The sequence below is a fragment of the Kamptonema formosum PCC 6407 genome (assembly GCF_000332155.1).
Classification (GTDB): Bacteria; Cyanobacteriota; Cyanobacteriia; order Cyanobacteriales; family Microcoleaceae; genus Kamptonema; species Kamptonema formosum.
The window spans coordinates 1,961,276-1,986,980 of record NZ_KB235904.1 but is presented as its reverse complement, the minus strand read 5'-3'; the positions used below and the strand labels follow the sequence as shown (position 1 = coordinate 1,986,980).

The 25,705-nt window shown below is 43.2% G+C and carries 27 protein-coding genes, 1 tRNA gene, 1 CRISPR repeat array and 1 riboswitch; of the genes, 14 read left to right on the top strand and 14 right to left on the bottom strand.

Features of this window, described 5'->3' with window-relative positions:
- Positions 1–283: 283 nt before the first annotated feature.
- Together OSCIL6407_RS0125615 and dnaA are read right to left on the bottom strand one after the other, a co-directional pair.
- Positions 284–1,432 (bottom strand): AAA family ATPase, encoded by a 1,149-nt coding sequence (locus OSCIL6407_RS0125615; protein WP_007354913.1) that lies wholly within the window; start codon positions 1,430–1,432, stop codon positions 284–286.
- Positions 1,433–1,713: 281 nt separating this feature from the next.
- Positions 1,714–3,072 (bottom strand): chromosomal replication initiator protein DnaA, encoded by a 1,359-nt coding sequence (gene dnaA / locus OSCIL6407_RS0125610; protein WP_007354912.1) that lies wholly within the window; start codon positions 3,070–3,072, stop codon positions 1,714–1,716.
- A gap of 292 nt (positions 3,073–3,364) precedes the next feature.
- Between dnaA and OSCIL6407_RS0125605 the strand changes: the two genes are divergently transcribed.
- Positions 3,365–4,861 (top strand): RecQ family ATP-dependent DNA helicase, encoded by a 1,497-nt coding sequence (locus OSCIL6407_RS0125605; RefSeq protein ID WP_007354911.1) that lies wholly within the window; start codon positions 3,365–3,367, stop codon positions 4,859–4,861.
- Positions 4,862–5,129: 268 nt separating this feature from the next.
- On the opposite strand, the gene OSCIL6407_RS0125600 is transcribed toward OSCIL6407_RS0125605, so the two are convergent.
- Positions 5,130–6,878: a DUF2079 domain-containing protein gene (locus tag OSCIL6407_RS0125600; protein ID WP_019487838.1), complete on the bottom strand. Its 1,749-nt coding sequence runs from the start codon at positions 6,876–6,878 to the stop codon at positions 5,130–5,132.
- Between the two features lie 91 nt (positions 6,879–6,969).
- Between OSCIL6407_RS0125600 and OSCIL6407_RS0125595 the strand changes: the two genes are divergently transcribed.
- The 6 genes from OSCIL6407_RS0125595 to OSCIL6407_RS0125575 all read left to right on the top strand — a co-directional run bounded on the left by OSCIL6407_RS0125595 (position 6,970) and on the right by OSCIL6407_RS0125575 (position 10,874).
- Positions 6,970–8,208, top strand: coding sequence for a histidine kinase (locus OSCIL6407_RS0125595; protein WP_007354910.1), 1,239 nt, complete (start codon positions 6,970–6,972; stop codon positions 8,206–8,208).
- A 130-nt stretch (positions 8,209–8,338) separates the two neighbouring features.
- On the top strand, positions 8,339–8,644 hold the full coding sequence (locus OSCIL6407_RS37345) for a hypothetical protein (protein WP_007354909.1): 306 nt from the start codon (positions 8,339–8,341) through the stop codon (positions 8,642–8,644).
- Positions 8,562–8,756 (top strand): TniQ family protein, encoded by a 195-nt coding sequence (locus OSCIL6407_RS38410; protein ID WP_407635891.1) that lies wholly within the window; start codon positions 8,562–8,564, stop codon positions 8,754–8,756. The genes OSCIL6407_RS37345 and OSCIL6407_RS38410 overlap by 83 nt, the downstream gene beginning before the upstream one ends.
- A gap of 125 nt (positions 8,757–8,881) precedes the next feature.
- Positions 8,882–9,682 (top strand): TIGR04255 family protein, encoded by an 801-nt coding sequence (locus OSCIL6407_RS0125585; protein WP_007354908.1) that lies wholly within the window; start codon positions 8,882–8,884, stop codon positions 9,680–9,682.
- Entirely contained in the window at positions 9,585–10,403 is an 819-nt protein-coding gene (locus tag OSCIL6407_RS0125580) for a hypothetical protein (protein ID WP_234708735.1), read from the top strand. The genes OSCIL6407_RS0125585 and OSCIL6407_RS0125580 overlap by 98 nt, the downstream gene beginning before the upstream one ends.
- A 12-nt stretch (positions 10,404–10,415) precedes the next feature.
- Positions 10,416–10,874 carry a hypothetical protein gene (locus tag OSCIL6407_RS0125575; RefSeq protein WP_007354906.1) on the top strand — a complete coding sequence of 153 codons (459 nt, stop codon included), beginning with the start codon at positions 10,416–10,418 and terminating at the stop codon, positions 10,872–10,874.
- Positions 10,875–10,992: 118 nt separating this feature from the next.
- Here the strand turns inward: OSCIL6407_RS0125575 and OSCIL6407_RS0125570 are convergent.
- The 4 genes from OSCIL6407_RS0125570 to OSCIL6407_RS0125555 form a co-directional block, all read right to left on the bottom strand.
- Positions 10,993–11,063 (bottom strand) — tRNA-Cys (locus OSCIL6407_RS0125570).
- 51 nt (positions 11,064–11,114) lie between these two features.
- Positions 11,115–12,092, bottom strand: coding sequence for a 7,8-didemethyl-8-hydroxy-5-deazariboflavin synthase subunit CofG (cofG, locus tag OSCIL6407_RS0125565; protein ID WP_007354905.1), 978 nt, complete (start codon positions 12,090–12,092; stop codon positions 11,115–11,117).
- Positions 12,093–12,133: 41 nt separating this feature from the next.
- Entirely contained in the window at positions 12,134–13,453 is a 1,320-nt protein-coding gene (locus tag OSCIL6407_RS0125560; protein ID WP_019487837.1) for an MlaD family protein, read from the bottom strand.
- Positions 13,454–13,502: 49 nt separating this feature from the next.
- The gene (locus OSCIL6407_RS0125555; protein WP_007354903.1) at positions 13,503–14,288 is read right to left on the bottom strand and encodes an ABC transporter ATP-binding protein; all 786 of its coding nucleotides are present in this window, start codon (positions 14,286–14,288) and stop codon (positions 13,503–13,505) included.
- A 122-nt stretch (positions 14,289–14,410) separates the two neighbouring features.
- On the opposite strand from OSCIL6407_RS0125555, the gene OSCIL6407_RS35615 reads away from it, so the two are divergent.
- Positions 14,411–14,575, top strand: a complete 165-nt coding sequence (locus OSCIL6407_RS35615; RefSeq protein ID WP_019487836.1) for a hypothetical protein — start codon at positions 14,411–14,413, stop codon at positions 14,573–14,575.
- Positions 14,576–14,673: 98 nt separating this feature from the next.
- On the opposite strand, the gene tpiA is transcribed toward OSCIL6407_RS35615, so the two are convergent.
- From tpiA to OSCIL6407_RS0125535, 3 genes are all read right to left on the bottom strand, one after another.
- Positions 14,674–15,399 carry a triose-phosphate isomerase gene (gene tpiA / locus OSCIL6407_RS0125545; RefSeq protein ID WP_039962277.1) on the bottom strand — a complete coding sequence of 242 codons (726 nt, stop codon included), beginning with the start codon at positions 15,397–15,399 and terminating at the stop codon, positions 14,674–14,676.
- A 159-nt stretch (positions 15,400–15,558) separates the two neighbouring features.
- Positions 15,559–15,741, bottom strand: coding sequence for a PCP reductase family protein (locus OSCIL6407_RS0125540; protein WP_007355478.1), 183 nt, complete (start codon positions 15,739–15,741; stop codon positions 15,559–15,561).
- A 160-nt stretch (positions 15,742–15,901) separates the two neighbouring features.
- On the bottom strand, positions 15,902–16,870 hold the full coding sequence (locus OSCIL6407_RS0125535) for a hypothetical protein (protein WP_234708749.1): 969 nt from the start codon (positions 16,868–16,870) through the stop codon (positions 15,902–15,904).
- Between the two features lie 37 nt (positions 16,871–16,907).
- On the opposite strand from OSCIL6407_RS0125535, the gene OSCIL6407_RS0125530 reads away from it, so the two are divergent.
- Positions 16,908–17,348 (top strand): FAD/NAD(P)-binding protein, encoded by a 441-nt coding sequence (locus tag OSCIL6407_RS0125530; RefSeq protein WP_007355480.1) that lies wholly within the window; start codon positions 16,908–16,910, stop codon positions 17,346–17,348.
- 555 nt (positions 17,349–17,903) lie between these two features.
- Here OSCIL6407_RS0125530 and OSCIL6407_RS0125520 read toward each other — a convergent pair.
- A complete protein-coding gene (locus OSCIL6407_RS0125520) occupies positions 17,904–18,269 on the bottom strand; it encodes a hypothetical protein (RefSeq protein ID WP_007355483.1) in 366 nt (121 codons plus the stop codon).
- Between the two features lie 103 nt (positions 18,270–18,372).
- On the opposite strand from OSCIL6407_RS0125520, the gene OSCIL6407_RS35610 reads away from it, so the two are divergent.
- Positions 18,373–18,525: a hypothetical protein gene (locus tag OSCIL6407_RS35610; protein ID WP_007355484.1), complete on the top strand. Its 153-nt coding sequence runs from the start codon at positions 18,373–18,375 to the stop codon at positions 18,523–18,525.
- Positions 18,526–18,850: 325 nt separating this feature from the next.
- Complete coding sequence (locus OSCIL6407_RS0125510; RefSeq protein WP_007355485.1) at positions 18,851–19,867, top strand: sulfate/molybdate ABC transporter ATP-binding protein; 1,017 nt, start codon at positions 18,851–18,853, stop codon at positions 19,865–19,867.
- Positions 19,868–20,119: 252 nt separating this feature from the next.
- On the opposite strand, the gene OSCIL6407_RS0125505 is transcribed toward OSCIL6407_RS0125510, so the two are convergent.
- Positions 20,120–20,533, bottom strand: coding sequence for a hypothetical protein (locus tag OSCIL6407_RS0125505; RefSeq protein WP_007355486.1), 414 nt, complete (start codon positions 20,531–20,533; stop codon positions 20,120–20,122).
- Positions 20,534–20,719: 186 nt separating this feature from the next.
- Between OSCIL6407_RS0125505 and OSCIL6407_RS0125500 the strand changes: the two genes are divergently transcribed.
- The 3 genes from OSCIL6407_RS0125500 (at position 20,720) to OSCIL6407_RS0125490 (ending at position 23,644) form a co-directional block, all read left to right on the top strand.
- Positions 20,720–20,926, top strand: coding sequence for a hypothetical protein (locus OSCIL6407_RS0125500; RefSeq protein WP_007355487.1), 207 nt, complete (start codon positions 20,720–20,722; stop codon positions 20,924–20,926).
- Between the two features lie 92 nt (positions 20,927–21,018).
- Positions 21,019–21,577: direct repeats of the CRISPR family, unit length 36 nt; unit sequence GTTTCCGTCCCCTTGCGGGGAAATGAGTAATGAAAG.
- 383 nt (positions 21,578–21,960) lie between these two features.
- Positions 21,961–23,100: a CRISPR-associated endoribonuclease Cas6 gene (gene cas6, locus OSCIL6407_RS0125495; RefSeq protein ID WP_007355488.1), complete on the top strand. Its 1,140-nt coding sequence runs from the start codon at positions 21,961–21,963 to the stop codon at positions 23,098–23,100.
- A gap of 325 nt (positions 23,101–23,425) precedes the next feature.
- Positions 23,426–23,644 (top strand): hypothetical protein, encoded by a 219-nt coding sequence (locus tag OSCIL6407_RS0125490; protein WP_007355489.1) that lies wholly within the window; start codon positions 23,426–23,428, stop codon positions 23,642–23,644.
- Positions 23,645–23,827: 183 nt separating this feature from the next.
- Here the strand turns inward: OSCIL6407_RS0125490 and OSCIL6407_RS0125485 are convergent, their stop codons facing one another.
- Both OSCIL6407_RS0125485 and OSCIL6407_RS0125475 read right to left on the bottom strand, forming a co-directional pair.
- Entirely contained in the window at positions 23,828–24,592 is a 765-nt protein-coding gene (locus OSCIL6407_RS0125485; protein WP_007358411.1) for a hypothetical protein, read from the bottom strand.
- 148 nt (positions 24,593–24,740) lie between these two features.
- Positions 24,741–24,873: riboswitch (cyclic di-AMP (ydaO/yuaA leader) on the bottom strand.
- A 411-nt stretch (positions 24,874–25,284) separates the two neighbouring features.
- Positions 25,285–25,581: an ABC transporter substrate-binding protein gene (locus OSCIL6407_RS0125475; RefSeq protein WP_007358408.1), complete on the bottom strand. Its 297-nt coding sequence runs from the start codon at positions 25,579–25,581 to the stop codon at positions 25,285–25,287.
- Between the last annotated feature and the right edge of the window lie 124 nt (positions 25,582–25,705).

Here is a 25,705-nt window from a genome sequence, read left to right as displayed (position 1 = left end):
CAGGTCGATCTTCTGAAGTTAACTCAACAATGCAGATTGTCTCAATAACTTGGAGAATTGGTAACAGGACTTACGCACGCGAGGCCAAAAACCCGGTTTCTGCGTCAATATCTATCGAAAAAATCGATGATTTTTCAAAGAAACCGGGTTTTTTTGCGTAAGTCCTGGGTAAGTAAATCCACCTAATTAAACATAAGATAAGGATGGCTAAAAAGCTGACTGTATAAACATTCTTCCTTCTCTCCTAGATAACTAAATCCTTCTTCCTTCTTCCTTCTACTTATTAGCTTTGTACAACCCAATCTACTCTGTGAGCTTCCGTGATATTGGGTATATCTAAGCGATCGCTCAACTTCAAAATCACAGCTTCAGGTACTCTGGCCGAGCGAGAAAGGTTTCGCCGCAGCAATTCTTCGCAAGGAACTTCTAAATAAACAATGCGAATTCGTGCCTGATAATTAGCAAATAATCGAATCAGAGATGAGCGCATTTGCCGAGTTGTATTCGTCGCATTCCAAACAAAAGATTTTCTGGCTCTCAGATACTCTTTAGCGGCTGCTTTCGCTTGATTGACAACAACTCCTTGGTCGTCTTCTGGGGAAACTTTTAAGACTTTTCGGATTGCGTCTAGGGAAATTACAGGCCAGTCTGGTAGGTGTTCCTGAATCCAATAATCTTTACCGGCTCCCGGCAATCCTGACATTAAAACTACTTCAAATTGGGTATCGTCAAATGCTGTATAATTGAGATTGCGATCTTCTTTTTGGAAGTAGATAAATCGACTATAATCTGAGGGAAATTGGCGGGGGCGATCGAAGCAGTCATTTTCTTGGCAAAATTCCCGGAAAAATTCAATCCGTTCTAAAAGTTGAGGGCGATCGCTACACTCACGGCCCCGAACATCCGCTTCTGCTAATAGTGCTAGCAAGTCGCACCGAATCAGTTGGCTGGCTGCGATCGTTGCTTGCTGAGGATTTGGCTTATCCCAAAACCATAGGGGTAAACTGCCATACCTCACTAAACCAACTATCGCCTCTCGCTGTTCAAAGGGTACTCTGGCACGCCAAAGCAACTGCCGTGCCATTTTTGCCCCTTGTAAGACGTGCCCCTTAGAAGTGATGCTGCCATCGGCTTCAATGGTTGTTGCGTCAGGCTTTGCCACATCGTGCAGCAAGGCGGCTGCAAATACAACTGACTGCTGGATGGGTGGTAATTCTCGCCATTGGGACAAGGAGATCAGTGCCTCGCAAACCAGGCGAGTGTGGGTTAAAACATCGCCTTCGGCGTGATATTGAGGATCTTGGGGGCAATTTTCCAGAGACTGCAACCACTCAAACTCTGCTTGAAGCGATCGCCAATTTAGCGTCCAGTTTGGAGGGGCGGGACAGTAGGGAAATGACCAAGGCTGACAGAGAGAAACTGAAGTATTCATAATTGCAAATATGGCAACCGCCAAGGCGGTTAGGTGGTTTGGGGGGTGAGGTCAAAGAATTTAGAATGAAACAGCCCTGCATCCCCTTCAGGGGTGGGAATGTTGGCAAAACTCCCTGTCTGCGATCGCTATTTTCAGGATACTTTCAGGATACAACGAGGCCAGAAAACACGCCCTAGTACCTAGCTATACCTAAGTCCTAGTAATTTTTTCCCCAGATTTAGTCAAATTTTCCACAGATTATCCACAGGTTTTTCCACAGTAGCGGTAGATGGCTTCAATTAATTTTGCGATCGGCTAACAGCATTGATGCGATCGCCTAACTGACGTAAAGTTTGAGATAAATTCGGGTCAGTATTCCGCAATTGAGCAATCTTATCGCAACTGTAAAGCACCGTCGTGTGATCCTTACCCCCAAAAACCTCACCAATTTTAGGTAAACTCAAATCCGTATGTTGTCGCATCAAATACATCCCCACTTGACGAGCAAGGCTAATTTCTCTGCGTCTAGAATTGCCTTTCAACTCCTCAACTGAAAGGTCAAATACATCCCCTACTGCTGTCAGGATCGCATCCGGGGAAGCCTCCAATCTCTCAGTTTGAGGGTTTAAAATTGGGGCCAGATTCTCCACAGTCATCGGCAAACCCGTAATCGAAAGATAAGCCACAGCCCGAATCAAAGCTCCCTCTAATTCCCGAATATTTGACTTATAACTAGAAGCGATATATTCAATTACATCTCGCGGGAGCCGCATATTTTCATACTCAGCTTTTTTTTGTAAAATCGCCATCCGTGTCTCTAAATCAGGCAATTGAATATCTGCAATTAACCCCATTGAAAACCGGGAACAAAGGCGTTCTTGCAAACGGGGAATTTGATTAGGCGGACGGTCTGAAGCTAAAACTATTTGTTTACCCGCTTCGTGTAAAGTATTAAATGTGTGAAAAAATTCTTCTTGGGTGTATTCCTTGCCTTCTATAAATTGGATATCATCTACTAAAAGCACATCTGCGGCTCGGTAATTATCGCGGAAACTTTGCATACTATCTTTACGAATTGCAGCGATCAAATCGTTAGTAAATTTCTCAGTTGAGACATAAAAGATTTTAGCATCGGGGTCAATTTCCAGGCGATAATGACCGATAGCTTGCATCAGGTGAGTTTTCCCCAAACCCACGCCACCGCACAGAAATAGCGGGTTAAATTCTCGCCCTGGAGACTCCGCCACTGCCAGAGAAGCAGCGTGAGCCATGCGATTATTTGAACCGACAACAAAACGGGCAAATATATATTTTGGATTTAAGTTAGCAGGTTTAGGCTGTTGGTGAGAGTGACTTTCTGGAATATCGGGAGATGGCCAAATTAGTTCTGAACCATTGTTAGTAGTCTCATCTCCGTTCAGGGTTGTCAGGTAGATATCAACGGAATGACCGAGGATATCCTCGACTACTTGAGCAATTGTTTTAATGTAATATTTCTGCAACCAATTGCGAGCAAAAGGGTTAGGGGTGCGGATAATCAAACAGTTATTTTCCAGTTGCTCAGGACTGGCAGTTTTAATCCATGTCTCAAAGGTAGGTCGGCTTAGTTGTACCTGGAGACGTTCAAGCACCTGATTCCAGAGAATTTCTAAGCGCATTTTTTTCTAATTTATTCTAAGATTTTAAGTAGAATGCAGAAAAAAGATTTACAAATCATTTTAGAATTTCTATAATACCACATAAGCTATGGTTCAGTCAATAAAATTAAGTTTAACGCTCAACTTAAACGTCATTATCTCATTCCGAAGATAACTATGTCATCACGAGCGAAGCGAAGCAATCTCAATGCTTTGCTATTGCTTCGCTTCGTTCGTGATGACATAAAATAATACCAATAATGAAGCAATCTTCAGTATAATTGCTATATTTAGATTTTTTCCCGAAGTATAAATGAAAGATTATCCAGAACAAGCACATTTAGATCGGGCTCGCGCCGCCTTCCAAAGTATCTGGGGCTACGAAGATTTTAGACCACCTCAAGGTGAAATTATCCACAGCCTACTATCAGGAAAAGATGCCCTAATTATCATGCCTACAGGTGGCGGTAAATCTATTTGTTTTCAACTGCCAGCCTTGCTACAAACTGGTTTAACATTAGTAGTATCGCCGCTGGTGGCATTGATGGAAAATCAAGTACAAGAATTGCGCGAGCGCTATCTCCCCGCTGGATTAATTCACAGTCAATTACCTGCACAGCAGCGGAAGAAAACATTGCAACAAATACAGCAAAATCAGTTAAGATTGCTGTATTTATCCCCAGAGACATTACTCAGTAAACCAGTCTGGGAAAGTATCAGCCAGCCGCAGATTCAAATTAATGGTTTAATATTAGATGAAGCTCATTGTTTAGTGCAATGGGGCGAAACTTTCAGACCAGCTTATCAGCGTTTGGGGACTGTGCGCTCTACTTTGCTAAAATCTAAGCCAATGGGAAGTAAAATTGCAGTTGCAGCTTTTACTGCTACGGCCGATCACCAAACTCAGCAGACAATTCAGAAGGTTTTACAACTACAAAAACCAGAAAAATTTCTGCTCAATCCCTATCGCGAAAATCTGAATTTGCGCGTTCAAATAGTTTGGACACCGAGAGGAAGGCGACAACAGTTATTAAAGTTTATTAACGCTAGAAAAAAACAAGCTGGATTAATCTATGTTCGGACTAGGAAAGATAGCGAAAGCTTAGCAGCATGGCTGGAAGATGAAGATTATATAACAGCAGCATACCATGCTGGATTGAGTGCAGAAGAACGAAGGGAAATAGAAAAAGCTTGGTTAAATGGAGATATCCAATTTGTTGTCTGCACGTCAGCATTTGGGATGGGGATTAATAAATCTAATGTTAGATGGGTTGTACATTTTCAAGCGCCACTGCTATTATCAGAGTATATTCAAGAAGTCGGACGGGCGGGGCGTGATGGTAAACCAGCGGAAGCATTAACATTAATAAGCGAGCCCACAGGTTGGTTATATCCCGAAGATAAGCAGCGGCGAGAATTTTTTGAAGATAAATTGCGATCGCAATATCAGACAGCTCAAAAATTAGCCAAAAAACTGCCATTACAAGGGGACGTTGAAGCAATTTCTCGCAAATTTCCAGAAGGCGCGATCGCTTTATCAGTTTTGCACAGTTCAGGTCAGCTTAATTGGCGAGATCCCTTCAACTACAGTATCAATAAATCGGCGCGATCGCTCTCTGGCGAACAACTCAATCGCACAGCAGCACAACAAATGTCTCAGTATCTTACAACTCGTCAGTGTCGATGGCAATTTTTGTTACAAGCTTTTGGCTTTGAAGAAGCAGCTAAATCTCTGCGTTGTGGTCATTGCGATAACTGCAAAAAGAGTTATAGCAACCGCCAAGGCGGTTTAAGAGGGGCTAGGGGCTAGGGAAGACGGAAGAAGGGTTTAGAATCAGGGTTTTAAATTTAGAATGTCTTAACTGCCTTGGCAACTGCTATAATTGCTAACTGTACTTATTCCATTTTACCGTAATTTGGATATAATACTAAATCTACCTTAAATACCCCTTTATTCTTTAAGTCCGCGTAGGCGGACTTCGTTTGTGTAGTAGCGATTTCAATCGCCGAACTATCTGCCTTCCCCTTCTTCCCCTAGCCGTAAGCATCGTAGTCCCTAGTCCCTAGCCCCTAGCCCCTCATTGTAAGATGGGTTCTATTTGTTGACGAAAAGCTTTCCATTTAGTTACAGAATTAGGTTCAGAAACAGCACCTTTTTGCATTAAAATTACCCCATCTTGAAAGCCAACAATTCCATACTCTCCAGAACTAGAAAGCTGCTCGATTATAGGCGCGATCGCACGCAATTGTCCTCTTTCCCGTTTAAACGCTACTTGATACTGCTGCAAGTGCCAAAGGTCAGCAATTAAATATTCCATCTTGACCACTTCTCGCGCATCATTTCGCAATTCCAACATCGGCAGCCTGAGAATTTCCCGGCGGCTAGACAAATGCGGCACGATATAATTAGTCGCAGCTACGCTGGCATCTGATGGAATCCGATTTAAGAGCGATCGCATTTGGCTGACGTGCTGCCATTGGCGAGTCAAAGAGACATATACCAAGGGATCGATCGCATCTGGCAAAATAAAAGAAAAAGTCCGATTGGGATTAGAAGTGAAGGTAAAAAACAGCGATAAACAGATGCAAAATGCCCAAAAGCGCTGAAATCTTAAAGATGAGGGAGATGAGGGAGATGAGGGAGATGGGGGAGATGAGGAAGTTAAATTCTCCCTACCTTCCCTATCCTCTCTACCTTCTTTTGTCTTCCCTACCTCCCCCATCCTCCCCATCCTCCCCATCTTCCCCATCTCTCCTCCCCCCCTCTCGGCCCACCATAGAATTACGCCGTAAAATAGGCCGGGAACGACTGTCATCGCATAGCGAATGTTGATCGCTAGTACGGATACTCCCTTACCTAAAAATAACTTGAGCAGGGGAAATCCTGCGATCGCCCAAGAAGCAGGTGCTACCGCAGGCACAAAGGCCAAAGGCAACCACTGACCGAGTAAATACTTCAGCGTTCCCCAAAACGGCGTAAACAGTTCCCCTAGCAACCGCAAAGGGTTACTGACCATTCCCCAGAGAATCTGTAGAGTAGAAGCTTCATCACCTTCGGTATACTGACCAAAACGCTCGATCATAAACCGCTGGGAAATATCAGCAGAAAACAGAGGCATGATCAGGTTAGTGAGGACAACGATATAACCAAAACTCAAAGCACAGACAACTAAACCAGTGCGAGGGTAGCGGCGGCTCAAAATCATGTAAAATCCAACGCCAAACAGGATAATTCCTGAATCCTCCCGCACGGCTAAAATCAAGACTGCTAAAATGCCAAATATCGGCCACTTACGCTTCTCCATTGCCAGTAGCAAGCTAAAGACATAAAGCGGAATTTGGCAAATATCGTGAAAATTGCCCAAAGTCGGGCCAATGACAGCATTAGCACCATAAAAACTAATCGCGATCGCCGCAGATAATTGAGGTTCGAGATAATGTCTAGCCAGAGCATAGAGCACCAAACCCGCCGCCGTCACTAGCGTTACCTGCAAAACCGTCAGCGTCACAGGCGAGGGAAATAGAGCATAAATAGGCAGCCAGACCATCAAAGCCGGAGTGAAGTGCTGCCCCAGCCGATAGTAAAATACTTCTGGCAGTTGGTCATTATGAACGACATTGGTAGACAGAGCCGAAGAAAGAGAACTCTCAAACATCCGCCCATGAGTGCCATTCCAGAAAACTTGATTAAAAATACCTTGGTCGTAATCGGCGTAAAAACTATAGTAGCGATGGAGAGTCAGAAGCAGACAGGCGGCAAAAAAAGCGATCGCAGCCCAAACTACCACCTCCAACGGTTTATTTTTTTGCCAGATCAAAAATTTCACTCGCCCACCCTTATTTGAAACCTTCGGCACAATAACATAAATCTAAAGAAGATATTAAATTAGAGTAGAAGTGAAATCACTATCCTCGGCAATGGTTAAATATTTTCATCCGAGACCAAGCTTCAACGCGGAACATCGCGGAGTCTCAGGAGACAGCAATCCCGGCTCTACCGGAAAGCCTGCCTGCTCTGAGGCATTTCTACAACTTCTACTATTTGTGGACAAACGTCCCGGTTCCCGCGAACAGATTCGCCTCCTCCGCAAGTCCCTGGAAAACTTGAAGACAGAGTTTGCCTTTGAACTCCAAGTCATCGATGTGGGGGAACAGCCTTATTTGGCTGAACACTTTAAGCTGATGGCAACTCCCTGTTTGCTGAAAATTCATCCCGAACCCCGCCAAACCCTTGCTGGTAGCGATCTAATTGCCCAATTAGAACACTGGTGGCCTCGTTGGCAGCGTTCAGTCCAAGAACACTGGAGTGACGAACAGTCGGAACTCAGCAATAGGGAAACCAAGGAGTCTAAAACCTCTATCCATTCCATCGCTGCTGCTGCGGAACTGATGCAACTCACGGACGAAGTTTTTCGCCTCAAGCAGGATAAAGAACACCTGCAAGAGCAGTTGCAGTTGAAAGACCGGATCATTGCGATGCTTGCCCATGACCTGCGGAATCCCTTAACGGCGGCTTCCTTGGCCCTGGAAACTTTAGAATCAACTCATAAGCAAAAGGAAAATAACTTACCTGCGGTAACGCCTACTCTCACAGCTCATTTAATCAAACAGGCCCGCCATCAAATCCGAACTATAGACCGGATGATCACGGATATCTTACAAGCTGCTAGAGGTACGAATGCTGAATTTCACATTAAACCTCAAAAGCTAGAACTAAGACCTCTGTGTGAGGATATCATCGCTCAGTTACAAAACCGATTTCAAGCTAAATCCCTGCACTTAGAAACTGACATTCCTACTGACTTACCCTGCGTTTATGCCGACCCGGAACGCTTGCGGCAAGTAATGATGAATTTGTTGGATAATGCTGTTAAGTATACGCCAGAACAGGGAACTATTAATATCTCAATTTTGCACCGGACAGCTTACAAAGTTCAATTTAGTATTTGCGATAATGGGCCTGGAATTCCAGAGGAAAATTGCCGCAGTATTTTTGAAGACCGCTTCCGACTTCAGCGAGATGAATTAAAGGATGGTTACGGCATTGGTCTTGCTCTTTGCCAGCGTATTGTCCGAGCTCACTATGGGCAAATTTGGGTGGATTCTACAGAGCAAGCGGGGAGCTGTTTTCATTTTACTTTGCCAGTTCACAAATGAATTAAAAATCAAAAGTTAAAAATTTAATTTGTTAACTGTTAACTGTTAACTGTTAACTGTTTTGATGCAATTCAAAATCACGCTGATTAGCGGTTTGAGATTTAACAGTTTTTGACATCGGTTTGGCAAGTTGTCGGAGGAAGAGTTTAAGCGGACAGTGGAGGTTTGGGAAAAGAAGGTTTTGCAGTTACCTGTGACTTCTAATCTTTCTAGTAAGGTGATGCTGAAGGCTTTGAGGGAGGAGACTGGGGAGTACATAGTGATGGAAGCCGAGATCCAGCCTTGGGTGTTTTGGGTGGAACCGTTGGAGCGTGAGAGTTTAAGTCATTTTTTGGGGCGGTTGCAACGGGCGAATGTTACCGCCTCCTTGGGAGGGGATGAAGTTGGAACCGATTCGGTTGTGTGGGGCGTGTTATGCGGAGTCCCCTTGTCATAAGATTGAGTGGCAGTGTAAAGGGATGCAGGGGTGCGATCGGCATGGGTTAAGGTTGCTATCGGAGTGTCCCAACTGTGCGGCTAGGTTTAAGATTCTGGTCTTGTGGACATGAGGGTGGAAGTCATTGTACAGTTGTTCTACAAATCGCCTATTCTCAAAAACATTATGGTTTTAAGGGTGAGGCGATCGCGAACATAAGTAAGGTATTATAGATTTATGGAGTAGCTAAGCCTTGACATGAAACTACCTGACTACCAACGAGTTATTTATAAACACACTCCTTTAATAGAGGTTGTGGGACAACTACGCTTTCCTACAATCCTCAAAATTAATAATCAAGAGCCTTTTGAATTTCAGGAAAGAATTCGTTTTGATTACCCAATTTATAAGCAGTCTCAATCTATGGATATTCCTCCTGAAATAGCTAGTTTAGTTCCACAGATAGGTTCGCTTGTTTCGCAAGTTTCACAATATACTACTTATAATTTTATTTCTGAAAATTCAAAATGGCAGCTTTCTTTAAACCGAGATAATCTAACTTTAAGCACGGTTGAATACAAGCGATATGAAGACTTTAAAGAAAAATTCATCAAAATCATTAATGTTTTTGAAGAGATATATAATCCCTCTTTTTACGTAAGATTAGGGTTAAGGTATAAAGATTTGATACTTCGCTCAAAATTAAAAATGGAGGAGGATAAACCTTGGTCAGCATTAATTAGTCCGCAAATTGCTTCTGAATTACACAGTAGTGAATTATCTGGTTCGATTCGGACTTTAGTTAAGAATTTGGAAATTGAACTAGAAGTAGGTAAAGTTAATTTTAATCATGGTTTAGTCATATCACAAGGCCCCTCCCAAGGTAATATTCAGGAACCTGGTTATTTGTTTGATGCTGATTTTTTTGTAGAACCAAAAATAAATAAGGGAGAAATTTGGAATGTCTTTGATAACTTCAACCGCACGGGAGGAAAGTTGTTCCGGTGGAGCATTACAGACGAACTCCACGTCGCAATGGAACCTCAATCAATTGAGTGAGATATCACCAGTTCTTTCAGCACCTAGAATCAGCCAAACTTATATTATTAGAGAGTCTTACAAAGATATTATCTCGGCTACTTCCCCTATTTTGAGAAGAGGAAATAATCTGGCACTGGATTTATTAGTTAAAGTAGAAGTCAATTCTCAACCATCTCAGAGGATAATTAACTTCTTGAAATGCCTATCTATCTTGAGCTTTTTACCAGAAAATGCTTTAAAGCAAGCTGTCTCTCAATTAGAGAATATCAGAAATAATGACTCTCAACATTATGTACTTTTGCCGTCAGTAGATTTAAGAATTCACTGGCATGAGACAATAAATTCAAGTAGTCAGCCGTCTTCTAAGGACTCTAATAAATATTCTTCATTTCCCCGCATAGCCTCTTTAGTAGGTAACTTAGAAAAAGATTATGAAAGCCTTTGTTCTAATTATCTTAAAACGATTGAGACGGCTGAAAGGCTTATCGAGCGATTACATTCGGTAGCATTAAAAAATAATTGGTGGTGGTGCGATCCTCTGCTCAACATTAGTTTTGAGAATGAAATTGTCTTGGAATGGTGGAATCAAGAAAAAAAAATCACAATCTACGTTTATGAGGAAGTCATAGACTATATAAAGGTTTGGGGTGCAGATATGGATAATGAGATGGAAGATGGTTCAATCAGTTTGGATGAGGATTTAACAGATTTATGGCAGTGGATAGCTAGTTCAAGATAAACCAATTGGGATATGACACAAGATTTTGTAGGGGATGAAGAGGTCTTATATAGATGTATATTTTTTGATAGAAACTTGTATCAGATTGAAGAAAATACGGCTACCATCTCATCACAAGCATTTGCTGATAAAGCGATGTGTCCCTCTGTTGATAGGGCTGGTTTATGCGACAATAACCCCTGCTATTCTCAAAAAGATGAAAAAGACGCGGTAGTTAGTTTAATCACTAAAGATGTGAGGCTAATAAATAGCGTTATCCAGAACAATTCTAAAGGCGAACTAGAATTTATTTACAAAATTGATGTTTTACCTCGACCCTTTGAAAATAATCAGGCTCATGCACAAATTGAGCCAAGTCCAGAGTATAGAAATCAAACACCTTTTAGAAAGCTTAGAGAACGCTTAGCTTATTTGGCAAATCAGCGAGGATGGGAAATAGAGCCTTACGAATTGCGACACGCAAACGAGTAAGCGATCGCACTCTACCCCTTCACCTTCTCACGCAACCGCCCAGAAATCACATCTAACCAAATCGGCACAATAAACATCCTCTATCAGTGACAAATAATTTGTTACTGTAAACATATAAAGGCGGCACCCAGATTTGAACTGGGGGTGGAGGTTTTGCAGACCTCTGCCTTACCACTTGGCTATGCCGCCGTCGATCGCAAGATCAACTATATCACAACGCGATCGCTAATTTCCACTTTTCTAACCATAATTTTTGCTTCCCCCATCCCCATTGGTCGATCGCCACTGCTGAACGGCAACTTGCAATCTCGATGACAGCCAACTATCATATTGAGGATAAACTGGCAAGCGTTGTATCAATTGCCATCCCCCTACTGCTAATAACGCCTCTAAAGCCCGATCTTGCAGATGATCGTAATCAGGATTAACCTCATCGCGAGGCCCAATCCCCCCCAAATCCCTAGCACCGGCTGCCAAACAAGCCAGTAATATCTGCGGTTCTGTAATTAAATTAGGCGGGATTTGCAGAGTAATTTCTGAGGGTAAAATCGACTTCGCGATCGCCACCACTTCCGGCATCTTTTCAGGATTAAAACTTGCACCCTTCCAACCTTGCTGGCTCCCAGCACTATGAGGTTGAAGGATAACCTCTTGAATATTACCATAATCACTCTGAATCTGCGCGATCTCCGCCAGCGTTTCCCGCCAATCCCCCTCACTCTCCCCAATTCCTAGCAGCAAACCAGTAGTAAATGGAATCCTTAACTCCCCCGCCCATCGCAACTGTTGCAACCGTAGAGAAGGCACTTTACTAGGAGCATGGCAGTGGACAGATTGTAACAAATTCGGTGTTAACTGTTCTAACATTAACCCCATCGACACATTCACCTCTTTTAATTTTGCCATCTCCTCAAAACTCAATGGCCCAGCATTTGTATGGGGTAAAAATCCTAAACTTAATGCAAGTTCGCACAAATCATAAATACGCTCAAACCAAGCTTTTCGCCTTGACGAAAGCGGATGTACCTCACCGCTGAGAATCAGAATTTCAATCACTCCTTTCCCCTGAAGGCCTTGCAATTGCTTTTGCGCCGCCGCCAATGTCAGCCAAGGACTTTGCTCAGGATTGGTGCGAAAATTACAGTAGGTACACCGATTAAAACACTCGTAAGTAGGAACCAGAGTATAAGCAGGACTGTAAGCGATCGTCCGCGACATAATTTAGAAGCAAGAACATCTATATTACCTAGATTCCCCCCTTAAGGAGAGACCAAATTAGACTTAATTTCAGAAGCAGGAGATTCTCTTACCTTTGCCGTTTGAGAAGGAATAATCATGGATTTCGGCTTCTTACTAAACTGCGGAAACTCTGAAAGTACAGGGGAATTTACAACTGCGGGGCTAGTCGTTACCGTCTGCGAAAAAGGAACCAAAACTGATGTAATCTTTTGCATATTTTGAAAAGTAACACGAGCTGAATCTAGAGTTTGTTGTAATACCAGCAAATTTGTAGGATTATTCACAGTTGTTGATAAATCCCGCAAATTCACCGAAGCTTGAGCTGCATTTGCAGATAAAACTTCCAAGTTATTGATTAATTGCCCTTGCTCAATTCTGTTAACAATAGGACTTAAACTGCTCACAGCTACCCGCAGTTCCTGGCTCGTTTGATTAATATTATTCAAGGTGGTTACAAGCATAGCACGATTAGTTGTCAGCAGAGCATTAGCCTGACTAGCGGTTATATTAATCTGATTTGCTGCTTGCTTAACAGAATTTGCTGACTCGATAGCAGCTCCTGTCACCGCCCTAATCGAAGCATCCCCCGTTGCTGAAACCTTCCCGATTTCAGTAGCAATCCCTCCTAAATTCCCCTCTACAGACTGATTTAAATTACCAAATTCTTCCTGTGCTAACTGATTTAAACCGCCGATTTCTGTTTTAATCAATTGACTCAAAGTGCCCAATTCAACTTTAGCCGACTGAGTTAAACTAGACAAATTACGAGTTAGTTGAACTGCATCTTGAGCAGCCACCGCCGTATTTTTTGAAATCGATTTAATATTAGCAAATAACTCCGGGTCATTGTAGAGATTAGTAAAGTTCAATGCTGAGCGAATCAGTTCTTCCAAACTCGCGCCTGCATTACCTTTGAGGCGCGAATTATTGCAGATAATCGTATTTGGGCAGTTCTTACTCAGAGGATTAGCCGCGATCGCAGCATCTGGCAAAAGCGACAAAGGTGTAATATCAACCGCAGCTTCCCCAATCAAGCCAGACTTATTCGCCTCAATTAGCACATCCCGCGAAATCACTAAATCCGCCGGAGCAATTTCTAGCACCACCTCGACCCCATTTGGGCCCGGTTTCAGCGCACTAATTTTACCCACGCTGACTCCTCTGTACCGTACTGGTGTCCCTACCTGCATTCCCTGAACATTAGGGAATTCAACCAATACGTTATAGCTGCGGTTTCCCAACTGTAATCCTCGCAGCCAGAGGACTAGACCCCCAAACAAACCCAGTCCCAACAGAATCAAAAAACCAACCGAGCCTTCTCTAACCGTTCGCGATCGCATTTTAACCACCCTTGTTAACAGTTAACGGTTAACAGTTAATAGTCAACCATTAACCGTTAACAGCTTGAATTGGGCCCGCCACACTCCCACTAAAAAATTGCCGCATCAGCAAGTTATCAGTCTTATTAATATCGCTCACAGTTCCCTCCCATTGCACCTTACCTTGATAGAGAAACACAATGCGGTCAGCAGTGCGACGGATAGTGCTATCTTGGTGAGTTACCATCACATAAGTGCTGCACCCTCCCTGAGCCGCCTGTAGGTCGCGGATTAAATCCTCAATCATCGTCGAAGCGATCGGGTCTAAACCCGCCGTCGGCTCATCGTACAGCAAAACTTCTGGCGTGTCTCTAGAATTATCAGGATTAGCCATAATCGCACGGGCAAAACTCACCCGTTTTCGCATCCCGCCCGATAGCTGAGCCGGGTAGCGATCGCCAATTCCCGGCAAACCAACCATCTCCAGCTTTTCATCCACCAATGCTCGAATCCTGTGGCGCGGTAGTTTCGAGTGTTGGTAAAGCAGAAAACCAACATTTTCCTCTACACTCAGCGAATCAAATAAAGCCGCCTGCTGAAACACCATCCCAATACCAATCGGATCGGCGACATCATCTACCCATCCCTTCCGCCGTTGTCCCTGAACGTAAACTTCACCGGCATCCGGTGCTAGCAAACCTGCAATAATGCGTAGGATTGTTGACTTTCCGGTACCCGAAGGGCCGATCGCAGCCAAAGCTTCTCCTCGATAAATTGTTAGATCCACTTCATCTAAAACCACATTCTTGCCAAAGGACTTACTAATTCCCTTCAGTTCGATCAAAGGCTCAGCCATAGGAGGTTAAGAAATTATCTTGTTCCCAGTTGCCAGACTTTATCTAGTCCTTAATCATCAGTCTATAGCGCGATCGCCGATTTAGCGATTGGTGACTGAAAAGTTTTGCTTTTTTATAGATTGTGTCTTTCCTAGCAAGGCTTGACGATTTTGAAACCCTCTCCCCCTCCCAAGGCTGTGTCATTCTACCCAAAAAGCAGAGGGGCGGGGGAGATGGGGAGCGGGGGAGATGGGGAGCGGGGGAGCGGGGGAGCGGGGGAGATAGGGGAGATGAGGAAGATGGGTAATTAGCAATTAGCAATTAGCAATTAGCAATTAGCCATTAGCCATTAGCAATTAGCAATTAGCCATTAGCCATTAGCCATTACCAATTACCAATTACCAATTATTTGTAATTGACAATTCGAGCAAAACTGGCAGGTTCCAAACTCGCTCCACCGACTAATACCCCATCAATTTCTGGCTGAGCCATAATGTCATCGATATTATCGGGTTTGACAGAACCGCCGTAAAGAATTGGCACATCAGGATTATTTAGTTTGCTGCGAATTAAGCCAATAATCCGATTAGCGTCGGTGGATTCGCAAGTGCGACCGGTGCCGATCGCCCAAATCGGTTCATAAGCGATCGCCAACTTCTGCTGATCCACACCAATCAAATCCGTTGCTAACTGAAAAGCAATGTGAGTTTCTGCTTCACCCTCTTCCCGTTGTCGCAGACTTTCGCCCACACACAAAATTGGAATTAAACCATGCTGTTGAGCCGCCCTCAACCGCATATTTACAGTTTCGTCAGTTTCGCCAAAATATTGACGGCGTTCGCTGTGACCCACGATCGCATATCTTACCCCAATTTCTGTCAGCATCGGGGCCGAAATTTCCCCCGTATATGCACCCGACTCTTCCCAGTGAACATTCTGAGCACCTAGCATCACACGGCCCCCGTGCATATTTTTCGAGAGCAGGGTTAAAGCGGTGAAGGGAACGCATAGAATGACTTCCCGCTCTTCTGGGGTTTCAGTCAAGCAAGACGTGAACCCTTTGAGAAACTCCAGAGCTTCACTCTGGGTTTTGTACATTTTCCAATTGCCAGCAATAACTATTTTCCGCACGGACGACCTCAGTAGACCTCAGAACACTACAAAATGCAACATCAGTTTAAGGCTTTGCGGGGCATTTTTGTTAGTTTGCATTCAGGAATTACCCATGTTTGACGTAACGCCGCCCTTATTTGCGGTAAAAAACCGTCCAGAGGGCGGCGTTACAAACATTTACTGGCCAAATTCGAGGCGAGCTTGCTCAACCAGCTCAACCGTTACAACTTCCTTTTCAGCTTCGCGGGCCAAATGCTCTATCCGCATTCGTGCTTGTCCCCGAACAAAATAGGGAATATTTTTCAGCTTGGCTTTGGCTTCAAGCGTCCATTTTAAATCGTCTGAGAAGTAATCGGGCATGGCTTATTCGGCGATCGGCTGCAAACAGCGATCTATCGGCTTTTAAAGAAAAGTTTGGATATTTTAAATTTACCACGAGGTGCGATCGCGCGAACATGGAAAAAGAAGGTTTAGAATCATCTTAGCAAAAAATAGAACAAAGGTTGCGATCCACACCTTCTCACTCTGGATTAAATTGCTTGCTCAAAATAGCCTCGGCTTCCTGTAAAAGCTGATTCTGCTCTTGTCTAATCGCCTCTAACCTTGTCAAAATATTAGCAAGTCGTTCCTGAGACTCCGAACTATTTGATTGAACTCCGTTCAATTGTAAAGATAAATTATTATTTTCTCCCAGATTCCTTGAAACCAATGAGTTAACAGCGACTCCACCAAGATTACTCACAGACTTAGAGCCGACAGTAAAAACCCCTTGTATAAATTTTCCAGGGAGTTGCAAAATAGATAACCATCCTCTTGCAAAAAAGCTACCTAAAGCTTGAAACAAACCCAATATAATAAATATAGATAGCAGCAGCAATGCTAACGCTATCAGCGGATGACTCACCAACCAAAAAATTAAAGGATGAGAATCAACCCAATTTTTGACGCTAGCATTAATAGCATTTTGAAGAGTATCTGAAGCAGCACTGCTAATATTTTCAGCCTGATGAATGCTATCTTGTAATGAAGCCTTAGCCTTTTCTTTTGCTTGATTTACACTATCTACAGCTTGGCTAGTTGTTTGATTCAGAGTAGTGACGGCGGAATTAGTAGCTTGAGTGAGAGTTTCTTTAGCAGTTGCGGCAGAGTGAGTAACAGCATCAACAGCTTTGTTTGTAGTTTCACTAACGCGAGTAACGGCTTGATTTGTAACTTCAGATAGAGAATTCCTGGCTTTTTCAGTTGTCTCCGTTACTGTAACTAAAGCCTTGTTCTTAACTTGATTTACAACCTCAACGGCAGAATTAGTAGTTTGACTGAGAGCTTCTTTTGCCTTGTCAGCATTTGCGGAGAGAGAAAATTTAGCCTGTGCTGTTACTTCGGAAGTAGAATTAACAGCTTTGCCAACTTGTTCTGTCAAAAATCCTTTTGTCTTTTCAAAGCTTTGAGAAATATCGGGCAGTCCTAATTGCATAGTAATTAAACTCATCAACTCAATTGATTTAATTGTAACATTTAATTTAGTATTGCGCTGGCTGCAAGCTATTGGCAACGATGTAAAACCAGATACATTTATCCCCCGTAATATTTACGGTAAATACATTGAGACTGTTTTAGATGAAGCCGAAGCAAAAGCGCCAAATTATGTGCATTTAGAACGGCTGAACGATGAAGCGATCGCACTCCGAGACTCCGGCCATAAAGGTATCATTCACGTAGTCTCGCGTCACGGTTTATTCCCCCATCCCCACAAACCCGCAACCCCTTATCCCGCCTTCCTCAGCCCGGAAACAGCCCCCAAAAACATCCGCGCCTTACTGCGCCTAGTCCGCCAACAACTACAGCAGGATAGCACTTCCGAGGTCAACTGGCGTGCCGTCATCGACTCCCTTAGCAAAAGATTTAATCAGGTGTTTGGGAAGTTAGGCAATATTATTGCGAGGAGATCGAATGTCCAATTTAATTAATGCCTTAAACCGCATAGGAGCTTGGCTTTTACAAAACCCAGATGCAACTAAGAGGTCATTATACAGGATACAAGAGGGCTTAAATCGTGAGCAAATTACAGAATGGGTACGAGAATTGCCATGCCTTCTTCCTTCTTCCTTCTACTTATCAAGGAAGTAACAGTGGTCTAAATTTATCGTTCACAGTCGAATATTTAGACGAAGAAAATGAAATTTACAGCGGTTCCCGCTGTTATGAGGTGCAATCAAAAATAATGAAATATCTGTGTAATCAAACCTAATGAAAGCATATTCACTCGCTCTTAGAGAAAAAATAGTGACACCATATTTAGTAGGAAAAATGTCAATCAGGAAAGTAGCAACCCAATTTGGTGTCACTAAAAGTCTAGTTCAAAAACTGGTCAAGCAAAAACTCTCCATTAGGAAATATAGAACTAACGCGCTATTTTTTACAGTTCCGTTTTTTCCTCAGCAATAACGACAGCTTTTGAGCAAGTTGACGAGCAAGACTTCTGGAATTGGTTTACTCACTGTTGTTATTGTACCCCATCTACATTAGGTCTCGTTATACTTGTGTAGTTGCTGTATCCACTTGAAGCGATTCTGCTGCCATTTATCAGCCATAGCTTCCGAATTTATATTGCTTTCTAGTTCCAGCAATAAACTTGATATTTCTTGAACAATTGATGCACCCCGACATTCTTCTACCCAACTGTCCGCACGCTCTTTCCAGTGAGTATCCACCAATTCCCACTGCAAGTTAGATTCCAATTCAACTAGCAATTCTGCTAGATATGTCAGGTTAACTGATGCTGCTACATCGCTAACCCAACTTTCCCGCCGCTCTTTCCATTCTTTTGTCGCTCCTTCCCATTTGAGGTTGCTTTCAAGCTCTAACAGTAACTGATTTAGTTCTACCATTTTAAATCTTTGATTGTTTGCAGTTCGTGCTAAAATTATAGCAGAATTTTCAATAGAAATTAACCCGTTTGTTTTTTTAGCAGGGAAGAGGTACAGACCACTGATGATGCCGTTACAGCGGAAACCGATGTATCACATTGAGTGGGAATATGGCTTTGTTTGGTTAGACTATGCGTTCAGAGAACTCACAACTTTAGCTAAAAACCAGAAGTGTATTCCCATCGGTTGCCGTCAAAAGGTGGTTGAAAAAACATAACTTAATTTTATCTTTTGGTCAGTTTGAACCGATTTTAGCTATGAGACAAGGGTTTTAACCCCTGGCGGACTATATATTTAAACAAAATAAAATAGCCCATCCTTTTTAAAGGCAGATGGGGATATCAACCTGAGCATCTAGTCGCCAAATCTTAAAGAATTGTAAACTACACTAGATCGACCAGCATACAGGAGTTAGTATAATATCGACTTAACACAGTCACTTAAGCGAGTAACGGGAGTAAGAAAAAATGATTCCCGATCGCACTCCCTTTGACAACGCAAAAAAAATCACAACCTATAAAGTTTATTGAGGCAGGGAATCTATGGGAATTTTAGTTGAAGATGTATCGAAACACTTTGGTTCTTTTCAGGCACTAAGCCAAGTGAACCTAGAAATTAAAACAGGCTCTTTAGTAGCACTACTAGGGCCATCAGGGTCAGGAAAATCAACATTATTGCGGCTGATTGCCGGACTAGAACCGCCAGACATCGGCAAAATTTGGATTACTGGCAAAGATGCAACTTATCAGTCAGTACAAGAGCGTCAAATCGGCTTTGTTTTTCAGCATTATGCTTTATTCAAACACTTGACAATTCGTGATAATATTGGCTTTGGTATGGACATCCGCAAATCTCCCAAATCCAGAACGCGCAAACGAGTAGAAGAACTTTTAGACTTAGTACAACTGAGCGGATTAGGCGATCGCTATCCTTCCCAACTTTCAGGAGGTCAAAGACAGCGCGTAGCCTTAGCCAGAGCTTTAGCCGTAGAACCCCAGGTACTTTTGCTAGACGAACCCTTCGGAGCTCTAGATGCCAAAGTTCGCAAAGAATTGCGCGACTGGTTGCGGCGGTTACACCACGAAGTTAACGTCACCACAGTTTTTGTTACCCACGACCAAGAAGAAGCGATGGAAGTCGCCGATGAAATTGTCGTAATGAACAAAGGCAGAGTCGAACAAGTCGGTACGCCAGCTCAGATTTATGACTCTCCAGCAACAGCCTTTGTGATGAGCTTTATTGGCCCTGTAAACGTCCTCTCTAGTACAGCCGGAATTTTTGCACGTCAGAGCTTGGAAGCTCCCTCTCCTCAAATTTATTTGCGACCCCATGACGTTTTAATTCAAACCGAACCTGAAGCATCCTTTGCCCCGGCAAAAATTAATCGTATCGTCTATTTGGGTTGGGAAATTCAAATCGAATTGATTGTAGATGAGCAGGAGATAATTACTGCTTACTTAGACCGCGATCGCTTTAAACAGCTCAATGTACAGGTCAATCAGCGAGTTTATGTGAAGCCTCGACAAGCTAAAGCATTTCCCGTTGAGTTGGTCGTTTAGCTGATAAATTTAATAGGACTTACGCACCCAACCAAAGAAACCGGGTTTTTTGACGAAAATACTTCGTTCTTACCCACAGATGATCTCAAAAACCCGGTTTCTGGGACTCCCTGCGTAACTCCTGTTTAATAGGATTTACATAGGAATTACGAACTTTCTCTGTGCGTAAGTCCTATTAAATTATCTAGCAACAATAGCTGTATGTGCTGTATGTCGATTAAATATAGAAAAGCTTAACTCACAATTTGCATTTCATCGCCAGTAAGGTCGCCCTTTCCAAAACACTCCCAGTACAATTCCTATTAGTGTAGTTTCAGATAAATCGACTAGAAAAGCAGGTACTGGTAATAGATACTTTAAAGCCAAACCTAGAAGTAAACATACAACTAAAGCCCATAAACTAGAACTGTTAAGCAGAAATTGTTGCTGCCGTTGCTCGAAGATGTACACTGCTAGTGCGCCCATTCCCACTGCTGTAGCGACAGGGATTAATACCCCCAAGGAAGAGCTGTAGAGTAGTTTGAGGATGTTGCGAACGATAGGAGATTGCGCGAAACCCCACCCTAAGAATAACTCTAGTACGATCGCGATCGCATTGGTGAGGGCGGCAATTTGAAGGAGTTCTTGCCAGGGTAAGTTTTTTAAACGACCTAGAGGATTACTCATAGTGCAGAGAAAAGGTGGGTTGTTTTGATTGTATTACAGCTCGGCGATCGCGATCGCTCTGGCTATGGCCCTCGAGCGGCATTTAGGGCAATTTGTAAAGTAAAATACATATACCGGGCAGTTTCTCAGCTAAGGCTCTGAGAGCATCGGCCTGCGAATTGTCGGCAGCATCGAAGGAAAGAGAATATGGTAGAAAGTACAGTAAATTGTGCTGTAGAGTGCGTCAACGGCTGCATTTTGGGCGATAAATGCCCGAAGCGGGAATATGCGGCAGCAACGTCAAGTTTCATAGAAAACACTTCTCTGGATAAAATGCTGGAGATGGCTGAGGAAGCGGTAAGGAAGAAGCGATCGGAGCCACCTAAATGGGTGATTCCTGATTTTCCAGAATAGACGAAGGTGCGATCGCTCTTAATTGTAAGGGAGCGATCGCGATAGTAATGAAAGTTATAGTTATTTTTATTACTTTCTAAAAAACATTAAACGTTTCCGTCCCCTTGCGGGGAAATGAGTAATGAAAGGCCTCAAATGGACCCAACTCCGCTGCCACAGCGGGACAAGGGTTTCCGTCCCCTTGCGGGGAAATGAGTAATGAAAGAGGTAAAAAAATGGATTATTATCAGACATCTTACTGGTTTCCGTCCCCTTGCGGGGAAATGAGTAATGAAAGACTCTTTCTTGTGACATACACATTTTTCTGAAAAGTTTCCGTCCCCTTGCGGGGAAATGAGTAATGAAAGTCTAAGTTAGTTTTCAATGACTAACGGTCAAGAGGCTGCTGCTCGTTTCCGTCCCCTTGCGGGGAAATGAGTAATGAAAGTCAGATAAAAATAGTTCAAGTATGTACACTGAATTAACCCGTTTCCGTCCCCTTGCGGGGAAATGAGTAATGAAAGACATTGAGGAGGTGGTTTCTAATCCACCTTTATAAAAGGGTTTCCGTCCCCTTGCGGGGAAATGAGTAATGAAAGCTAATTGGGAACGTGATGGAGAAACAAACATAGAATAGTTTCCGTCCCCTTGCGGGGAAATGAGTAATGAAAGAGCTACGCTACAACTCCTTACCCAGAGAGAGTTTCAGACGGCAAATCGACGCAATAAATTTTACCTGTCAATAAAAGGGGGGTCATCTTCAATAAGCCCTGAGCGATAACATCTCAAACCCTTACGGGGAAAGGAATCGACACACCTCAACGAAAGAATGAGGCTTTCAGCGATTTCTCGGATTGCGTCGATTATTGTCTACGGGTCACGAAACAAACCCCACGCGATTGACCAAAACTATAAAATTTTCAAAGTCCTGAAGTGAATTAACCTCAGCATACAGATGGAAAAGGTCTTTGTCAAGGCCTACGATCGGAATTACTGAAACCGTTGATTCTATATCCCTTCTTCCTGAGCATCGTAGCCCCTAGCCCCTAGCCCCTATGCCAAAACTACCCACCCAAAAAAAGCATCAACCTCTCCCTTGGCCTGCGGACACAGAATTAGTCGGGCTAGTCATTGAACTAGCCCCCCACAGCAATGACTACCTTTATGCTGAGTACACCATTGGCTTACACGCCTGGTTTCTCGCTCAAGTTCAACAAACTAACCCAGAATTATCCCGCTCTCTCCACGACGAGCAATCAGAAAAAGCATTTACCATTTCAGGATTAGAAGGAGAATTGCTGGCTGCTGGAAAAGACCTACAACTGCAAGCTGACAAAACCTATCGCTGGTATATTAATATCCTTTCCCAACCAGTTGCTCAATGGGCGAGTAAATGGTTACAAAACTTGCCCGCCGTTGTGGACTTACGAAATGCTCCCTTACGCATCATTTCTTGTCAGCTAGCTTTACCTCCTACTACTTACAAACAATTGCTAACTACCTCACTCTCTCGCACCTCCACAATTCAATTAACCTTTCTCACCCCAACCAGTTTTCGCAGCAAGCAACATCACTTTCCCTTACCAGTTCCCAAAAATCTTTTTCATAGCTACCTGCGTCGGTGGAACGATTTTTCAGACATCAAAATTCCTCAAGATCGATTCCTAAATTGGATTGAAGAAACAGTAATTATTCACCGCCACAAATTAGAGTCCGCCAAAGTCATCGCGGGCAAAAAAGGCTCCGTTACAGGATTTACAGGAGCCATAGAATTAGGAGTATCCAAAAAAGTAAATGAAAATTCTGATTTCGGGCAATACTTCTATGCTTTAGCACAACTAGCCCCTTACTGCGGAACTGGTCACAAAACCACCTTTGGCTTAGGGCAAACTAGAATAGGTTGGCTCCTGAGTGACATTTTGCCAGTTTCCCCAAGGCAAAATTTATTAGCATCTCGAATTGCAGAATTGACCGAAGCATTCATGGCAAAGCGACAGCGCACAGGTGGAACTCGCGCCCAAGAGATTGCCGAAACGTGGGCTACGATTCTCGCAAGGCGGGAACTCGGAGAGTCACTAAGTGCGATCGCCCTCGACTTAGAAATGCCCTACGAAACTGTCAAAACCTATGTCAAGTTGGCGCGGCGTTGTTTGAAAGCTAATGATGAAGTCGAAGAGGTAGTTAGGACATTCTAAATTATTGTCATTGCGAGATCCGGGAAGCGATCGCTCTCCAATAGCCGATCGTTGAAACCCTCATTGCTCTTCCCCTTCTTTACCCTTCTTCCCCTTCTTTCCCTAGCCCTGAGCATCCTAGCCCCTAGCCCCTTCTTCCCTAGCCCCTAGCCCCTAGCCCCTAGCCCCTTCTTCTCTAGAGGTCTTGTGATGCTGCTCACATAATCTTAGAGATTTCAGTCATACGACTTCCTAAGTAGAATCACTGAGATTAGCCTAGCTTCATCACAGATTGCAACAAAAAAATGACCAATACTGTAAGTATTAAAGTTCAAACCAACTAACCATGCAAGCTCCCATCTACTTAATTCACTCAGCTCTAAGCGAATTATTTGCCCAAGCTAATGCCACTAACTGCATTACTCTAGCGGATCGTTACGGACTCATGGCAGCCGTTTTTGATGAATCTCTCGGTGAAGATGAAAGGCGCTCCATCAATAGACTGCTTCGCTCCGTGCGTCAGGGACGGATTAAAGTAGTTGAAGAACTTTCGGCAGTTCAGTAGATTTACTTATTTTTCATTGTTGATTTAAAGTTTAATTTTTAATTTTCGATTAATTTTTTCTTCCTTCTTCCTTCTTCCTTCTTCCTTCTTCCTTCTTCCTTCTTCCTTCTTCTTATTTTAATTTTAAAGCCTCGGTTTTAGATTTTGGATTACACAATAAATCCAAAATCCAAAATCCAAAACTTAATGTAGAGATACGGCCGTCTCAAACATCAACTGATTTGCAGCTTCTTCACTGTAGAAATCCCCGTGAGAATAAAGCATGGAGGGAATACCTAGCACTGAGCAAGGAAAATCAGAACCTAGTTCCCGCACGAGCGGATGATTAACAGAATTACAACCTAAAAATAGCAGTGTTGCAGTTTCCGATTCTACAACTTGTCTTAGTTCCGAGCTAACGCTCCCAAATCGGAGGTGAGCTTTAAATAAACCCCGCCATTCGTCAGCTAGACAGCGTGCTTGCCACAACAGTTTATCAGCTTGCTCAAATTGGTTGTTTTGGCAAAAAATTGCTTGAAAGTAAGATGGATCTAGGAAGGTTGTTCGCGAGCGTCCTGACTGATTTTCAGCTAGCGGCAGAGTTAAGGTAGGTGCAGCACATTGAGTAGCTGTAACTTCATTTAAACCCCACTGCTGTTGATGGATTAGTGAATTATTTTCCTCAGCAAAGTTGCAGAGATTTTGAGGATGATTACTTCGAGCTTCATCAACCACATAAACGACTTGAACGGTGACTTCTTTGCTAGTCGCTAAACGAGTTTGATGGGCCATCCACAAAGTAATATCGAGAGCAGTTTGACTTTTAGAAGAGCTGTTGTAACCAACAATAAAGTTGACGGATTTTGCAGATTTAGCTTTTTTAAAATCAGGAAATCTTGGCTCTGGTCGTAAGACCATTTGCTCAATTAAATCATGACGACCCATTGCGATTTCAAGGCGCGTTAACATTGACTTCAGGTTCACAGTTTTAACCCCTGTTATAACGAAACAATGGCGAATGAAATGTGGGTCAAGTAGGAATAGCCACTATTTATAAAATTTACAGCGACATCCCCAAGGATGTTCCAAAGACAAATGCTCTCAAAGCTAAAGTCTTGGGTACTCCTTCCATTGCCGACGGAGTTAGCTGACGGGCTAAGACTGGAAAGTGTCTCTCTCTTATCAGAATTAGAGATTAGCCCCTAAAATTGGTTCCTCCGTTCTCAAACTAAAGCTGACAGATTTTAACTGCTGCTTCAATTGCGATTAGGCTACCCACTAAATAATTACAGTTAGCGACGATCTAGGAACTGGTTTTGGATTCGGGCAGTAAGTTGGATTCGAGCCTGCGGAAAAAACCCAGCTTCCGAGCGAAACGATGCAAGACTATATAATTATACCTTAATTTACTCGTTTTGTGTAAAGTAGCGATCGAGAAAATTTAAAGCATGATTGCGGAGTTCGTAATATTCCTTAGATTCCCGCAATTCTTGGCGATTGCGTGGGTGCGAAAATTGCGCCAATTCGCACGTTAGTCACCATCTGCGGCGGGGGAATAATAATGATCCGAAATTCTTTGAGCGGAGATCCGAAATTCTTTGAGCGGATCGACTCCAGCGGCAGCAGATAGGTAGCGAACAAAGTATTCGTAAATTGAAGAACTAAGTACGACTGCCCAGACTCTTTTCTCTGGCGTTTGTAACGGCTCCTGATACGACGGGGGACGCATCAAGTCGCCCAAATATGAGGCCGTCGCGGGATGTTGCCCAGCTAGCTTCCCGATTGAGTTTGACGTTTAAACCGTATTTGCGGAAGAAGCCTTTTTTCCAGGCGATCGCAAATGGCGCACAATCGTTTACTGGTACATAGCCGACGGTAATATCGGGTTTTTCCAAGGTTTCTGGCTTGACTATTTGGGCGATCGCACTCGCTTCTTCCGTTAGTCCTTCTCTTCTCAATGCCTACGAAGTTAGCTGACGGGCTAGGACTGAGAAATGTCCTTCTCCGATCGTAATTAAAAAGTCAAAATGTAAAATTAAAACACTTTTACGTCAATAGGTCTTAGGAAGTAAGTTTTGGTAG